This window comes from Falsirhodobacter algicola (assembly GCF_018279165.1).
Taxonomy (GTDB): Bacteria; Pseudomonadota; Alphaproteobacteria; order Rhodobacterales; family Rhodobacteraceae; genus Falsirhodobacter; species Falsirhodobacter algicola.
Genome location: NZ_CP047289.1, coordinates 573,506 through 586,826 on the forward strand (window position 1 = coordinate 573,506; position 13,321 = coordinate 586,826).

Below are 13,321 nucleotides of genomic sequence, written 5' to 3' on the forward strand. Positions count from 1 at the left end.
GCGACCCTATGTCGCCGCCACGGCCGCCACAAGCGTCAGCGCGAGACGGAACGCGCGATTTGCGTGGCCAGTTGGGCCACCGCCGTCGATTGGGCCGCCGCGATCTGCGCCGGCTCTTCGCCCGGCAGCGGCACGGTGATCGCGAAATCGCGCGACGGCACGCCGAGCGACACGCCCTCGGCCCGGACATAGTACACACCGTCGAGGTGGAAGAGCCCGTCCGCCCCGGCTAGGATGCGGTCCACGCGCACATCCACCTCGCCATCCGGCAGCCCCGACAGGGGCCACGGCTCGGGGGCCACGGTGGCCGACAGCATGGCGTTCAACTGCCGCGACAGCGCCAGCGTCACCGCGCGGGGTTGCAGATCCGCCCAGCGGACGCGGGACATCACCTCGACGGCGCCGGCGGCGTTCTGGCGGGCCATAGTGTCGTCGGTCGCGTAATCGGGCAGGGAGATTTCGCGCACCATGATGGTGCGGGCTGCGGTGGCATAGCGCGCCTCGGTCGGTTGAACCTGAAGCTGATAGCCGGGGGCGGTGCCACAGGCCGCCAGCACCGAGACGAGCAGAAGGGGAAGCGGGAGTTTCATCATGTCTCTCCGGACCGGGGCCTAGCGCCCGAGGATGATCGAGTTCGGGTTGCGTTGGATGGCGCGCGCCAGCGAGGTCACGGAATCCGCAGCCTCCTGCAGGCTGCGCAGCGCCGTGACCAGTTCCACGTTGAAGCGCGAATCGCTGCCATAGCCCGAGACGGCACCACCGGCATCCTGCAGCACCTGCGCCGCCTGCGCGGTCAGGGCGGGCAGATCGTCGGCCGCCTGCCGGATGCTGTCGGCCGCGCGCTGCGCGGCGGCGATGGCCTCGTTGGCGTTGCCGATGGCCCCGCCTTCGCGCACTTCGGCCAGAACCTGAGCGATTTCCGACAGCGAATTCGCCAGGGCCGCGGGCACACGTTCGGCGCCGGGCTGCGACAGGACGCCATTCGCGCTTTGCAGAAGGCGGTCGGTGCTGTCGGCCAGATCCTGGATTTGCAGATCGTTCGCCTTCACCGACAATTCGCGCAGCTGCGCGGCGATCTGCGGGAACTCGGCCGAGGCCTGCTGCACGCCTTCCAGCGTGGTGTTCGCCTTCTGGATCGCGGCCACGAGATTCTCCACCGCTTGGCCGTCCTGCAACCGATCCGCGATGTCGCGCAGCCCGTCGGTCGTCTGCCGCAGATTGGCGAGCGTGCCGGACACATCCTCCCCCGTCAGCAGGGCGCGGGCATCGGCGATCAGGCCCGCCGCCTCTTCGGGAACGCGCCGGGTCTCGGGGTCGCCAGCCAGCGTCTGGATGCTGCTGAGCGCGCCGATCGCGGCCTGCATCAACTCCTCCACCGGCAGGCCGCCGATGCGGTTGATGACGCCCTGCGCCGTCGTCTGGAATTCGGTGATATCGGCCGGGGCGGTCGGCACCAGCGGGAAGGGCCGGTGATCGAGGTCCAGTTCCGCCGGGGCGGCGTCCGGCTGTTCCACCAGTTCCACCATGAGCGAGCCGGTGAAGAGCGAGGCCGTCGCAAGGCGCGCGCGCAGGTTGCGTTCGCGCACGAGCGTGGCCACGAAGTTCTGCGCATCCTCCACCTGAGCGTCCTCGGGCAGACCGAGCGCGGAGACATCGATCTCGAGGTTTGCCAGCATCCGCACGCCGGGCGTCTCGATGCTGGTATCGGCGATGGCGCCCAGATCGGTCACGCGGCCGATCGTGGCCCCGTTGTAGCGGACCTCGGCCCCTTCGATCAGGCCCGCCACCGACCCGTCGAACACGATCGACAGCGGCAGTTGCACTTCGGAGGCGGAGGTGAAGACCGAGCTGCGGGCATCGGCCTCGTTCGGATAGACGAAGAACTCCTCGCCGGGCTTGATCGTCTCACCGCCCGACACGATCGTGTCGAAGTTGATCCCGCCTTCGATCAGCGCCGCGAGCGAGCGGACATCGAGATCGATCCCCGTCGCGCCCAGCGTGATGTCGAAGCCCGAGGCATCCCAGAACCGCGAATCCGTGGTCAGGAGTTTGTCGTAGGGCGCGCGGATCACGGCATCCAGCAGCACAGTGTTGCCGTCATCGGCAAGGCGCGGCGTGCCGACGCTGCCGACCTCGATCCCCTTGTGGATGATGGGGGCACCGGCGGAGATCTGGTTGCCGTCGCGCAGGCGCAGCGTCACGGTCGTGCCGTTCTGCGATTGCAGGGGCGGGGCCTCAAGGCCCTTGAACTCGCGCTGCGGCTCGCCGCTCGCCTCGGCGTCCCAATTGCCCGCGATATACGCCCCCGACAGGACGGTATCGAGGCCGCTGATCCCGCGCACCGACACTTCGGGGCGCACCACCCAGAATTGCGCATCGGCGTCGATGTAGCGCGCGATGTCGCTCGCCACGCGCAGGTTCACCTCCACCCGGCCGAGATCGGAGGAGAAGTTCACCGATTCCACCGTGCCGATCACCACGTCGCGGTAACGCACGGCGGTCTGGCCCGCCTCGATCCCGCTGGCATTGTCGAAGCTGACGGTGATGAGCGTGCCGCGATCGGTATAGCTTTGGACCGCGACGATGACCGCCACGATCAGCGCCAGCACCGGCACCAGCCAGATGATGGAAATGCGGTTCCACCAGTGACGGCGCGGGGGACGGATTTCCATCTCGGGCGGGGCGGGCGGCGGCGTGTCGGTCAAATCAGTCATCCCAGATGGTGCGCGGATCGAAGGAAAGCGCCGCCTGCATGGTAAAGGCGACGGAAACGGCGAAGCAGATGGCGGCCAGCCCCGGATTGATGCTGGCCACGATGTTGAATTGCACCAGCGAGGCGAGGATGGCCACGACGAACACGTCGATCATCGACCAGCGGCCGATGAATTCCACCACCGCGAACAGCCGGTGCTGGGCGTGTTCAGACATGACTTGCCGCGTTCTCAGCGACATGGCCAGAAAGCCGATGGCGAGGAACTTGCCGACCGGGATCACGATGGACGCGGCAAAGACGATCAGCGCGATCGGCGCATCGCCATGGGCCCACAATTCGATGACACCGCCGAGGATCGTCGATTCGCTGTGCGAGCCGAAGGTGTTGGTCAGCAGCATCGGATAGAGGTTGGCCGGAATATAGGCGATCAGCCCGGCCCACCACCACGCCCAGACCCGCTGAAGCCCATGCGGATTGCGGCTGCTGAGGCGTGCGCCGCAGCGGTCGCATCGCGGCACGCCCGGCGGGTGCACGCGGCTGCAGCGCGTGCAGGCGACGAGCCCGGCCGCGCGGGCGGTGACGATCTGATCGCTCATGCGGAGCGGGCGCGGTCGATCGCGCTCCAGATCTGTTCACGGTCCATGTAGCTGTCCTGCCAGAGCGAGATGATGACCAGAATGGCGAAGGTCCAGAAGGCCACTCCGGGCGTGACGCTGGCAAGGCCCGACACCTTCACCAGCGCGACGGCCACACCGATCACGAAGATTTCGGCCATGGACCATGGCCGCAGCCTTTCGGCAAGGCGGAAAGCGTCGGCCGCATGCCGCGCGGCGGGCCGCCCGCGCACCAGCGGCACAAGGGTATAGAGGGTCAGCGCCAGCCGGATCGCCGGGATCACGATGATGAAGGCCGCGCAGGCCAGCGACAGCGGCGCGAGGACGCCTTCGGAAAAGGCCATCGTCGCATCGAGGATCGAGGCATCCGAATGCATGCCCGCCGCGCTTAGATCGAGGAACGGGGTCAGGAGGGCGATCACCAGCAGCACCGCCGAGGCCAGCGCCAGCGCGATGATCCGCACGAAGGCCCCGCGCCGCGGCGCGATCAGCACGCTGTGACAGCGGCGGCACTGCGCCCGTTCGCGCGGCCGCACCTCGGTCAGCCGATACAGGGCATCGCAATGGGGGCAGGCCCGCAGCTGTTCCAGCGGAACATCCGCCCATTCATGTCGTGCCCTCATGTCCATGCGCCCATTCTATGTCAGCCGGACGCCGCGTCAACGCGCCGGACGGTCTGCCGATGGTTTACAAAAAAACTGGGATATGCTGAATGGCCCACGAACATCCGGCAGCCAGATTTTTTCGCCAGCCATCCGGGCCTTACTCAGCAAGAGGAAAGAGCATGCGAATGAAACTTGGGGCCGTTCTGGGCGGGTTGTGCCTTGCTGTGGCGGGCAGCGTGTCGGCGCAGTCCATCACCATCCCGCATCGTCAGGGCGAAGTGACGCTGGACAGCCGTCCGGAGCGCGTCGTCGTGATGGATTGGGCCAATGTGGACAATCTCGATGCGCTCGGTGTTTCGATCCTCGGGGTGCCGGGGTCGAACGCGCCGGAATATCTGTCGAAATTCCGCTCGGACGATTATCTGAAGCTGGGCAGCCTGCAGGAGCCGGACGTGGAGGGGATCGCCGCGGCGGACCCCGATCTGGTGATCGTGGCCGCCCGTTCGCGCCAGTCGCAGCCGCAGCTGAACCGGATCGCCCCGACGGTGGATCTGTCCATCGACAACGACGATTTCATCGACAGCGTCACCGCCAACATCACCGAACTTGGCGAGATCTTCGGCAAGGAGGATCGCGCCGCCGAAATGAATGCCGAGCTTCGGTCCAAGGTCGATCGCCTGCACGACGCCGTTCAGGGCAAGGGCCGCGCCCTGACCTTGGTCACGAGCGGTGGCAAGATCGGCGTCTACGGTCCCGAATCGCGGACGGGTTGGCTGCACAAGGAAGTGGGCTTCCCCTCGGTCCTCGATGATGTGGACGATCGTTCGGACCGCGGCGATGCGGCCAGCTACGAGTTCATTCTGGAAACGAACCCCGACTGGATCTTCGTCGTGGACCGCGACACGGCCATCGCGGCCGAAGGCGGGCAGGCGGCGGCCGCGCTTCTGGACAACGAGCTGGTGCATCAGACCACCGCGTGGAAAGAGGGCCATATCGTCTATCTCGATCCGCAGAAGGCCTATATCGTCATGAACGGCTATCAGGCCGTGTCGGACCTTCTGGATCAGGTCTACGAGGCCGTCACCGCCGACAGCTGAAGGAGCCGGGCCGGTCCGACCGGCCCGACAATCCCATGACGCATCCCGCCGCCCTTCCTTGTGCCATCCTCGCGGTCGTCCTTCTGGCGGCCCTAAGCCTGTTCGTGGGCGTGACCGACATCGCGCCGATGGACGTGCTGCGCGGGCAGGCCGATGCGCGGCAGATGCAGGTGCTGCTGGCCAGCCGCGTGCCCCGGACGCTGGCGCTCGTCCTTGCGGGGGCGGCGACGGCGGTGGCGGGGCTCGTCATGCAGATGATCGTGCGCAACCGCTTCGTCGAACCATCGACCACGGGAACGGTGGAATCGGCGGGGCTGGGCCTTCTGGTCGTGACCGTGCTGGCGCCTGGCATGCCCGTCATGGGCAAGATGCTGATCGCGAGCCTGTTCGCGCTGGCGGGGACGGCGCTCTTCATGCGCATCCTGCGGATGGTGCCGCTGCGCGATGTGCTGCTGGTGCCGCTGGTCGGGATCATGCTGGGCGGCGTGATCGGGGCGGTGACGACGTTCTTCGCCTATCGCTTCGATCTTCTCGCCTCGGTCGGGGCGTGGTCCATGGGGGATTTCTCGGGCGTGCTGCGCGGCCGGTACGAGCTGTTGTGGCTGGCCGGTGCGCTGGCCGTTGCCGCCTATGCCGCCGCCGACCGGCTGACGCTGGCGGCGATGGGCCGGGATTTCACCACGAACCTTGGCCTCAATTACCGCAGCACGATGGTGCTGGGGCTGATCATCGTCTCGCTCGTCAGTGCGACGGTGCTGGTGACGGTGGGGGTGATCCCGTTCCTCGGTCTGATCGTCCCGAACGTCGTCAGCCTGATGATCGGCGACAATATGCGCCGCACCGTGCCGTGGGTCGCGGTGATGGGCACCGGGTTCGTCCTGATCTGCGACATCCTTGGCCGCACCATCCGCGCCCCGTACGAGATTCCGATCGCCACCATGCTGGGCGTGATCGGCAGCGCGGCCTTCCTGTTCCTGCTGCTGCGGCGGAGGCATCATGCCGCGCCTTGATCGCCCCATTCTGGTGCTGGCCATCCTTGCCGCGCTGGCGCTGCTGTCGATCGCGGCCTTCATGACGCTGGGCGTGCGGGGCAACTGGCCCTTCGTGCTGGAATATCGCGGGCGCAAGGTGCTGGGGCTGATGCTCGTGGCGTGGTGCGTCGGGGTGTCGACCGTCCTCTTTCAAACGGTGACGGGAAACCGCATCCTGACCCCGTCGATCATGGGGTTCGACGCGCTGTTCGTGCTGATCCGCACCGCCGTCGTGTTCTTCTTCGGGTTCGGCGTTCTGGCCACGCTGCCCGATCAGGCGCAGTTCGGGGCCGAGGTTCTGGCGATGACCGGCTTTGCGGTCCTGCTGTTCCAATGGCTGTTCCTGCGCGGGCAGCGCAGCCTGCATCTGATGGTGCTGGTGGGGATCGTGTTCGGCGTCCTGTTCCGCAATCTTTCGGCCTTCATGCAGCGCATGCTCGATCCGGTGGAGTTTCAAAGCCTGCAGGACAGCTTCTTCGCCAGTTTCGGGCGGATCGATCCGACGCTTCTGGGCGTCTCCCTGCTGCTGGTGGCGGGGGCGAGCCTTGCGGCCTGGCGCATCTCGCACGCCTTCGATGTGCTGATCCTTGGGCGGGAGCAGGCGATCAGCCTTGGCGTGCCTTACCGCCGCATGGTGGCCGCGATCCTGTGCATCATCGCCGTTCTGGTGGCGGTGGCGACGGCGCTGGTCGGGCCGGTGACGTTCTTCGGCCTGCTGGTCGTCAGCCTTGCGCATGTCCTTTGCGGCACGGGGCGGCACCGCTACATCCTGCCGGCATCGGTTCTGTTGGGCATCATCTGCCTCGTCGGCGGTCAAACCCTGCTGGAGCGGGTCTTCGCCTTCGACACCGCGCTTTCGATCATCATCGAGTTCCTCGGCGGGCTCATCTTCATCATTCTTCTGATCCGGGGGGCGGCGCGATGATCGTCATCGACAATGTCAGCAAGACCTTCGGCGGCGTGCCGGTCGTCGATGGCGTCAGCGTCACGCTGGGCGGGCCGGGCGTCACGTCCATCATCGGGCCGAACGGGGCGGGGAAATCGACGCTCCTGTCGCTGATCGCGCGGCTGACGGATCGGGACGGGGGCAGGGTGTCGGTGGACGGGCTGGACGTGGACCGCACGCGCAGCGACATCCTTGCCCAGCGGCTGTCGATTCTGCGGCAGGACAATCACATCGCCTCGCGGCTGACGGTGCGCGATCTGGTCGGTTTCGGCCGCTATCCCTATTCGCACGGGCGCCTGACGGCCGAGGATCGGGCGCGGGTGGATCAGGCCATCGCCTATCTGCACCTGACGGAGCTGAGCGAGCGTTTCCTCGACGAGCTGTCGGGCGGGCAGCGTCAGCGGGCGCATATCGCGATGGTGTTGGCACAGGACACCGATTACGTCCTGCTGGATGAGCCGCTGAACAACCTCGACATGAAGCACGCGCGCAACATGATGCAGCAGATCCGCCGGGCGGCGGATGAGCTGGGCAAGACCGTTGTGCTGGTGCTGCACGACATCAACTTCGCCTCGTGGTATTCGGATACGATCGTGGCGATGAAGGACGGCCGGATCTGTCATGCCGGCCCCTGCGCCGAGATCATGCGCAGCGAGGTCCTCTCCTCCATCTACGACATGGAGATCGTCGTGCAGGAGGTTCAGGGCAAGCGGATCAGCCTGTTCTACGCCTGATCACGCGGATGGGACTGGACGAAGGTTCGTGCTTCGTTCATGTTTGGGGGCATGATCCCCGACGACGACCCCATGCTCTCCGCCGCGCCCGGCTTTCGACTGGCCCGCGGTGTCGCGCGTCATCTGCGCAGCCTCGATTACGTCTCGGTGCAGGAACTGGTGCCTGCGGCGGGGCTGCGGGTGGATGTGATGGCCCTCGGCCCGAAGGGGGAGGTGTGGATCGTCGAATGCAAATCCGGCCGCGCCGATTTCGCAGCAGACCGCAAATGGCACAACTATCTCGAATGGTGCGATCGGTTCTTCTGGGCGGTGGATTCCGATTTCCCGACCGATCTTCTGCCCGAAGGGACGGGCCTCATCCTCGCCGATGCCTATGATGCCGAGATCATCCGCATGGGGCCGGAGGCGCGCCTTGCGCCGGCGCGGCGCAAGGCGATGGTGCATTGCTTCGCCCGTCACGCCGCCCTGCGCTTGCAGGGGGAGCGTGATCCCGGCTGCCGCGGCGGCGCGCGGATCTAGCGTTTCTTCTTCGGGGCCGGATCGCTTCCCATGGCCCGCGCGCGTTCGGCGGCGGCCAGAAGCTCCTCGGCGATCTCCTCGGCCTCGTCAGGGTCGAAGTCGAGCGGCAGTTCCATGCCCTCCGCCTCGATGTAAATGCGGACCATGCCGACCGAGGTCGGACCGATCTGCAGATTCGCGGCGATGTCGCTTTGTTTGTCGATGCTCATGCGCGATGCTCCTTTACGCGCGGGACTAGTGCCGGAAACAAGAGGATGCAAGTGCACGAAGGGTCTTGCAATCCGTTTTGCACGCGTTTAAACGGCCCCCAGTGCCGACTTAGCTCAGTAGGTTAGAGCACCAGATTGTGGATCTGGGGGTCCCCCGTTCGAGCCGGGGAGTCGGTACCATCACGACCTTGCGCCCATCATGGGCGCGGTCACGAACCTCTTGCTTGCCAATCCCGTATCGGGCGTGAAAGAAGCGCCCCGGCAAGCCCGTGAAAGAGGATCTCATGCGCATCACTTCCTTCCTTATGGCCTGTGCGGCCACCCTGTCCGCATCGACGGCCTTCGCGCAGGACGGCGCGGACTGCGCCACGATCCGCAGCTTCGATCCGGGCTGGACCGACATCACCGCCACCAACGGCGTGGCGGGCGTGATTCTGGATGCCCTCGGCTATCGGTTGCAGATTCAGACGCTGTCGGTTCCGGTCGGCTATTCGGCGATGAAATCCGATCAGATCGACGCATTCCTTGGGAATTGGATGCCGGCGCAGGCTGCGTTTATCGACGATCTGGATGCGGCCGGAAAGGTGCAGGTGCTGGGCACGAACCTCGAAGGGGCGAAGTTCACGCTCGCCGTGCCGAAGGAAGAGGCGACCGCGGGGATCGCATCGGTTGCGGATCTCGCGGCCCATGCTGATGCGTTCGACCGCAAGATCTATGGGATCGAGCCGGGGGCCCCGGCGAACCAGAACATCCTGAAGATGATCGACACCGAGGGGCTGGGCCTTTCGGGCTGGCATATCGTCGAATCGAGCGAGCAGGGGATGCTGGCGCAGGTGACGCGGGCCGTGCGTTCGGACAAGCCGATCGTGTTCCTCGCTTGGGCGCCGCACCCGATGAACAACGACATCGACATCCAATATCTGAGCGGCGCCGACGACTGGTTCGGCCCCGATTACGGCGGGGCTACGGTCCGCACCGTGGCGCGCCCTGATTGGGCGGCCCAATGCCCGAACGCGGCGGCGATCCTGAGCAATCTGCGATTCGACATCCAGATGGAGAATGACCTGATGGGAGAGATCCTCGACGGTGCCGCACCGGACGAAGCCGCGACCGCGTGGATCAAGGCGAACCCCGAACGTCTGGACGACTGGTTGAAGGATGTCACCACGCGGGATGGTGCCCCCGCCGCCGCCGCCCTTCGCGAGGCGCTGGACCTCTGAGGGGGGAGGGATATGGACGCGAACCTGCATCAGGACCGGGTGGCGCGGCTTGCCGTCGCCCCCATGATCGACTGGACGGACCGCCATTGCCGGGTGTTCCACCGGACGATGTCGCGCCATGCGCGCCTCTTCACCGAGATGGTCGTCGACAAGGCGATCATCCACGGTCCCCGCGCGCGCCTTCTGGGGCATGACGCGGCGGAACATCCGGTGGCGTTGCAGATCGGCGGGTCCGAGCCCGAAAGCTTGGCCGAGGCCGTCCGCCTTGCCGCGCCCTTTGGCTATGACGAGATCAACCTGAATGTCGGCTGCCCGTCGGACCGGGTGCAGTCGGGATGCTTCGGCGCGGTCCTGATGAAGGACCCGGCGCTGGTCGGGCGCTGCGTTGCGGCGATGATCGGCGCGGCGGAGGTGCCGGTGACGGTGAAATGCCGCATCGGCGTCGATGACCAGAACCCCGAAGAGGTGCTGCCGGCCTTTCTCGATACCATTGCGGCGGCTGGGGTGCGGCAGGTCACGATCCATGCCCGCAAGGCGTGGCTTCAGGGCCTGTCCCCGAAGGAGAACCGCGATATTCCGCCCCTCGATTACGATCTGGTCCTGCGGATGGCGCAGCGTTTCCCGGATCTATCCATCGCGATCAACGGCGGCATCACCTCGCTGGATCAGGCGCGCGATCTGATGGCGCAGGGGCTGGACGGCGTCATGATCGGACGCGCCGCCTATCACGATCCGATGTCGGTCCTGTCCGGGGCCGATGCCCTATGGGGCGAGGATTTCGCCCCCGAACCGGCCGAGGTGCTTGCCGCGATGCGCCCCTATATCGCCGCGCATCTGGCGGAGGGCGGGCGGCTGCATCAGATCACGCGGCATATGCTCGGCCTTTTCACGGGCCGTCCGGGCGCGCGGGCATGGCGGCGGTATCTGTCGGAACATGCGGGCCGGCCGGGGGCGGGGCTGCCGGTTCTGGACGATGCCGAAGGCGCGGTCCGCGCCGCCGCCTAGAGGTTCTGCATCCGGTCCAGCGCGCCTTGCAGGATGAACCCGGCGGCGACGTGGTCGATCACCTCGGCCCGGCGGCGGCGCGAGGTGTCGGCCTCCAGCAGGGCGCGTTCGGCGGCAACGGTAGAGAGGCGTTCGTCCCAGAACCCGATCGGCAGGTCCGTCAGGCGCGAAAGGTTGCGCGCGAAGGCGCGGGTCTTTTGCACGCGCGGCCCTTCGGTCCCGTCCATGTTCAGCGGCAGGCCGAGGATCAGGCCCTTGATCTGCCGTTCGGCCACGAGGCGGAGCAACGCCTCGGCATCCAGCGTGAACTTGGTCCGCCGGATGGTCAGAAGCGGCGTCGCCACCTGCCGGAACGTGTCCGATACCGCGACGCCGATCGTCTTGTCGCCGAAGTCGAGCCCGGCAATCGCGCCATATTGCGGAAGCAGGCGGGTGAAATCTTCGATCAAGGGGATACTCCTGCCGCGATGGCGGCCTGCTGAAGGATGTCGAGGTCGGCCGGATCGTCATGGCTGGCTTTGGCGGTGGCAAAGGCCGCGCGGGCATCGTCCGTCCGGCCCAGAACGCCGTAGGCCCGGATGAGCTGCGCCCATTCGTCTGCATCCCCGCCCGTGGCGGCCAGCCGCGCCGCCAGCCCTTCGACCATGCCGGTGATCGCCTCGGATTGTGCGTCCGGGGCGAGCGAACGGATCGCATCCGCGCCGGGGGGAAGATCGTCGGGCGCGGTCCAACGGACGCCCGCACGGGCCGCGATGTCGGGCATGGCGGCCAGAACCTGAGGGCGCCATGCCGCATCCGGGGGTCCGACCTCCAGCGCGCGGCGCCACAGACGAAAGGCCACATCCTCGCGCCCGCCTTGGGCCATCATCAGCCCCGACAGGAACAGCGCCAGCGGCTCGCGCGGATCGCGCGACAGCGCGCGGTCTAGCAGCGCCTCCGCCTCGGGGGAAAGGTAGCCCCCGGCGGCATAGCCGAGATATTGCGCGGCAAGGGCATAGTCCTGCGCGTCCCCGGTGCGACGGGCGATCTGCTGCTGCGCTTCGGCGGCAGCGCTGTAATTGGCGAGGGCGGCCTCGTTCTCGGCCAGAAGGCGCTGGCCGCGCAGATCGTCGGGGTTGCGGGCCACGGCCTGACGCAGCTGATCCATGAGGCCCGCAAGCTCGGGGTCGGGGGGCGTGGTCTGCGGGGCGGGGGCGCGGCGTTCGGCCTCGGCCTGATCGGGGCGGGCGGCGCGCGCGGCCTCGATCGCGTCGATCCGGGGGCCGAAGGGCGCATCGGCATAACCGGGCGCCCCCACGCGCAGATAGAACGGCACCGCCGCCGCGACGCAGACCGCGACGAGGATCGCCGCCGGCAGCACCGCGCCGCGCCCGCGCGCCCGCTTGGCCCCCGCCGCCCGGTCCGCATCCAGCAGACGGCGCGAGATTTCCAGCCGCAAGCGGTCGGCCTCGTCCGGCATCAGGGTGCCCCGTTCGAGATCGCGGGTGATGTCCGTCAGTTGCGCGCGATAGAAACGCAGGTCGGAGCCTTCGTCATCCCCGCCCCGAACCAGAAGGGCGCGGATCAACGTCGCGGCCACCGCAAGACACAGGCAGCCGATGATCGCCCAGAAGATCCAGTTCTGCATCGGAAGGCCCTTTCGTTCGCCCCTTCATAGAAGGATCGCGGCGCAGGCGGAAGCCGCCCCCCGGATATTTGCATCCGGGCCGGGGCTGGGGGAACCGCCTTGCCCCGGCATGTGTTCCCTTCGCACAGGAACAGGAGCATGCCGACATGGCCCCCAATGACGACAGGAGCGGCAAGGACGCCCGGCGCGGCCCGATGAAGATCGTCTATGCGGTGATCCTCGTGGGGATCGTCGCCATCATCGGCACGGCGGTGCTGACCGGCCACGGCCCCGACGAAGGCGCCGACACCGTGGTCCACACAACGAATTGACCGCTTATCCCGCGACGGCATCCCGAATGGCGCGCATGTTCGCACCATAAGGGGCCGGATCGGAAACCGATCCGCCGCGGAACACCGCAGAGCCCGCGACCAACACATCCGCCCCCGCCTCGGCCACGAGGGGGGCGGTTTCCGGCGTGACGCCGCCGTCGATCTGCAGATGGATCGGACGATCGCCGATCATCTCGCGCAGCGCCCGCACCTTCGCCACCTGCGAAGCGATGAAGGACTGACCGCCAAACCCCGGATTGACCGTCATCACGCAGATCAGGTCCACCATATCCAGAAGATGCGGCACCGCCTCGATCCCCGTTCCGGGGTTGAGGGCGAGACCCGCCTTCGCCCCCGCGCCGCGGATCGCCTGAAGCGTGCGGTGGATATGCGGGCCAGCCTCCACATGGGCGGTGATGATGTCGGCGCCGGCCTTGGCGAAGGCCTCGATATAGGGATCGACGGGGGCGATCATCAGATGCACGTCCATGACCGTGCGGATATGCGGGCGCAGCGCCGCGCACATCGCCGGGCCGAAGGTCAGGTTCGGCACGAAATGGCCGTCCATCACATCGACATGGATCCAGTCCGCGCCCTGATCCTCCACCGCGCGGCATTCGGCGCCGAAGGCGGCGAAATCGGCGGCAAGGATCGAGGGGGCGATTTTCAGGCTGCGGTCAAAGGACATCA

At 67.1% G+C, this 13,321-nt stretch carries 16 protein-coding genes and 1 tRNA gene; 9 read left to right on the top strand and 8 right to left on the bottom strand.

Annotation, left to right across the window (positions count from 1 at the left end; translation table 11 throughout):
• Positions 1-35: 35 nt before the first annotated feature.
• From GR316_RS02925 to GR316_RS02940, 4 genes are read right to left on the bottom strand one after another with little or no spacing between them, the layout of a single operon-like run.
• The gene (locus tag GR316_RS02925) at positions 36-593 is read right to left on the bottom strand and encodes a PqiC family protein (RefSeq protein WP_211784565.1); all 558 of its coding nucleotides are present in this window, start codon (positions 591-593) and stop codon (positions 36-38) included.
• 18 nt (positions 594-611) lie between these two features.
• Positions 612-2,714, bottom strand: a complete 2,103-nt coding sequence (locus GR316_RS02930) for a PqiB family protein (RefSeq protein WP_211784566.1) — start codon at positions 2,712-2,714, stop codon at positions 612-614.
• Entirely contained in the window at positions 2,707-3,309 is a 603-nt protein-coding gene (locus GR316_RS02935; protein ID WP_211784567.1) for a paraquat-inducible protein A, read from the bottom strand. Before GR316_RS02935 ends, GR316_RS02930 begins: the two co-directional genes overlap by 8 nt.
• Positions 3,306-3,950 carry a paraquat-inducible protein A gene (locus GR316_RS02940; protein ID WP_211784568.1) on the bottom strand — a complete coding sequence of 215 codons (645 nt, stop codon included), beginning with the start codon at positions 3,948-3,950 and terminating at the stop codon, positions 3,306-3,308. The genes GR316_RS02935 and GR316_RS02940 overlap by 4 nt, the downstream gene beginning before the upstream one ends.
• A 161-nt stretch (positions 3,951-4,111) precedes the next feature.
• On the opposite strand from GR316_RS02940, the gene GR316_RS02945 reads away from it, so the two are divergent.
• Genes GR316_RS02945 through GR316_RS02965 form a run of 5 tightly spaced genes read left to right on the top strand, consistent with a single transcriptional unit; the run spans position 4,112 to position 8,259 of the window.
• Positions 4,112-5,029, top strand: a complete 918-nt coding sequence (locus GR316_RS02945) for a siderophore ABC transporter substrate-binding protein (RefSeq protein ID WP_211784569.1) — start codon at positions 4,112-4,114, stop codon at positions 5,027-5,029.
• Between the two features lie 35 nt (positions 5,030-5,064).
• Complete coding sequence (locus tag GR316_RS02950) at positions 5,065-6,039, top strand: ABC transporter permease (RefSeq protein ID WP_211784570.1); 975 nt, start codon at positions 5,065-5,067, stop codon at positions 6,037-6,039.
• Positions 6,026-6,985: an iron chelate uptake ABC transporter family permease subunit gene (locus GR316_RS02955; protein ID WP_211784571.1), complete on the top strand. Its 960-nt coding sequence runs from the start codon at positions 6,026-6,028 to the stop codon at positions 6,983-6,985. The genes GR316_RS02950 and GR316_RS02955 overlap by 14 nt, the downstream gene beginning before the upstream one ends.
• Positions 6,982-7,740, top strand: coding sequence for an iron ABC transporter ATP-binding protein (locus GR316_RS02960; protein WP_211784572.1), 759 nt, complete (start codon positions 6,982-6,984; stop codon positions 7,738-7,740). Before GR316_RS02955 ends, GR316_RS02960 begins: the two co-directional genes overlap by 4 nt.
• Before the next feature lie 51 nt (positions 7,741-7,791).
• Entirely contained in the window at positions 7,792-8,259 is a 468-nt protein-coding gene (locus tag GR316_RS02965) for an MmcB family DNA repair protein (RefSeq protein WP_211784573.1), read from the top strand.
• On the opposite strand, the gene GR316_RS02970 is transcribed toward GR316_RS02965, so the two are convergent.
• Positions 8,256-8,468, bottom strand: coding sequence for a DUF6324 family protein (locus tag GR316_RS02970; protein ID WP_211784574.1), 213 nt, complete (start codon positions 8,466-8,468; stop codon positions 8,256-8,258). The genes GR316_RS02965 and GR316_RS02970 overlap by 4 nt on opposite strands.
• A 103-nt stretch (positions 8,469-8,571) precedes the next feature.
• Here GR316_RS02970 and GR316_RS02975 point away from each other — a divergent pair.
• The 3 genes from GR316_RS02975 (at position 8,572) to dusA (ending at position 10,693) form a co-directional block, all read left to right on the top strand.
• Positions 8,572-8,648: transfer RNA gene (locus tag GR316_RS02975), tRNA-His, on the top strand.
• A 104-nt stretch (positions 8,649-8,752) separates the two neighbouring features.
• Positions 8,753-9,688 (top strand): choline ABC transporter substrate-binding protein, encoded by a 936-nt coding sequence (gene choX / locus GR316_RS02980; protein WP_211784575.1) that lies wholly within the window; start codon positions 8,753-8,755, stop codon positions 9,686-9,688.
• Between the two features lie 63 nt (positions 9,689-9,751).
• Positions 9,752-10,693, top strand: coding sequence for a tRNA dihydrouridine(20/20a) synthase DusA (dusA, locus tag GR316_RS02985; RefSeq protein ID WP_249218829.1), 942 nt, complete (start codon positions 9,752-9,754; stop codon positions 10,691-10,693).
• Here the strand turns inward: dusA and ruvX are convergent.
• Positions 10,690-11,148 carry a Holliday junction resolvase RuvX gene (gene ruvX, locus GR316_RS02990; protein WP_211785081.1) on the bottom strand — a complete coding sequence of 153 codons (459 nt, stop codon included), beginning with the start codon at positions 11,146-11,148 and terminating at the stop codon, positions 10,690-10,692. The two genes, dusA and ruvX, sit on opposite strands and share 4 nt — an antisense overlap.
• On the bottom strand, positions 11,139-12,320 hold the full coding sequence (gene ccmI, locus GR316_RS02995; protein WP_211784577.1) for a c-type cytochrome biogenesis protein CcmI: 1,182 nt from the start codon (positions 12,318-12,320) through the stop codon (positions 11,139-11,141). Before ccmI ends, ruvX begins: the two co-directional genes overlap by 10 nt.
• A 146-nt stretch (positions 12,321-12,466) precedes the next feature.
• Here ccmI and GR316_RS03000 point away from each other — a divergent pair, with 146 nt between their 5' ends.
• Positions 12,467-12,631, top strand: coding sequence for a hypothetical protein (locus GR316_RS03000; RefSeq protein WP_211784578.1), 165 nt, complete (start codon positions 12,467-12,469; stop codon positions 12,629-12,631).
• Between the two features lie 4 nt (positions 12,632-12,635).
• Here the strand turns inward: GR316_RS03000 and rpe are convergent, their stop codons facing one another.
• Positions 12,636-13,319, bottom strand: a complete 684-nt coding sequence (gene rpe, locus GR316_RS03005) for a ribulose-phosphate 3-epimerase (RefSeq protein ID WP_211785082.1) — start codon at positions 13,317-13,319, stop codon at positions 12,636-12,638.
• Positions 13,320-13,321 lie beyond the last annotated feature (2 nt).

Excerpts from the sequence above, each read along its gene's own strand:
- GR316_RS02955 (WP_211784571.1), top strand. The coding sequence starts at position 6,026 with ATGCCGCGCCTTGATCGCCCCATTCTGGTGCTGGCCATCCTTGCCGCG.
- GR316_RS02945 (WP_211784569.1), top strand. The coding sequence starts at position 4,112 with ATGCGAATGAAACTTGGGGCCGTTCTGGGCGGGTTGTGCCTTGCTGTG.
- dusA (WP_249218829.1), top strand. The coding sequence starts at position 9,752 with ATGATCGACTGGACGGACCGCCATTGCCGGGTGTTCCACCGGACGATG.
- GR316_RS02925 (WP_211784565.1), bottom strand. The coding sequence starts at position 593 with ATGATGAAACTCCCGCTTCCCCTTCTGCTCGTCTCGGTGCTGGCGGCC.
- choX (WP_211784575.1), top strand. The coding sequence starts at position 8,753 with ATGCGCATCACTTCCTTCCTTATGGCCTGTGCGGCCACCCTGTCCGCA.
- GR316_RS02940 (WP_211784568.1), bottom strand. The coding sequence starts at position 3,950 with ATGAGGGCACGACATGAATGGGCGGATGTTCCGCTGGAACAGCTGCGG.
- GR316_RS02935 (WP_211784567.1), bottom strand. The coding sequence starts at position 3,309 with ATGAGCGATCAGATCGTCACCGCCCGCGCGGCCGGGCTCGTCGCCTGC.
- ccmI (WP_211784577.1), bottom strand. The coding sequence starts at position 12,320 with ATGCAGAACTGGATCTTCTGGGCGATCATCGGCTGCCTGTGTCTTGCG.
- GR316_RS02965 (WP_211784573.1), top strand. The coding sequence starts at position 7,792 with ATGATCCCCGACGACGACCCCATGCTCTCCGCCGCGCCCGGCTTTCGA.
- GR316_RS03000 (WP_211784578.1), top strand. The coding sequence starts at position 12,467 with ATGGCCCCCAATGACGACAGGAGCGGCAAGGACGCCCGGCGCGGCCCG.
- GR316_RS02950 (WP_211784570.1), top strand. The coding sequence starts at position 5,065 with ATGACGCATCCCGCCGCCCTTCCTTGTGCCATCCTCGCGGTCGTCCTT.
- GR316_RS02930 (WP_211784566.1), bottom strand. The coding sequence starts at position 2,714 with ATGACTGATTTGACCGACACGCCGCCGCCCGCCCCGCCCGAGATGGAA.
- GR316_RS02960 (WP_211784572.1), top strand. The coding sequence starts at position 6,982 with ATGATCGTCATCGACAATGTCAGCAAGACCTTCGGCGGCGTGCCGGTC.
- rpe (WP_211785082.1), bottom strand. The coding sequence starts at position 13,319 with ATGTCCTTTGACCGCAGCCTGAAAATCGCCCCCTCGATCCTTGCCGCC.
- GR316_RS02970 (WP_211784574.1), bottom strand. The coding sequence starts at position 8,468 with ATGAGCATCGACAAACAAAGCGACATCGCCGCGAATCTGCAGATCGGT.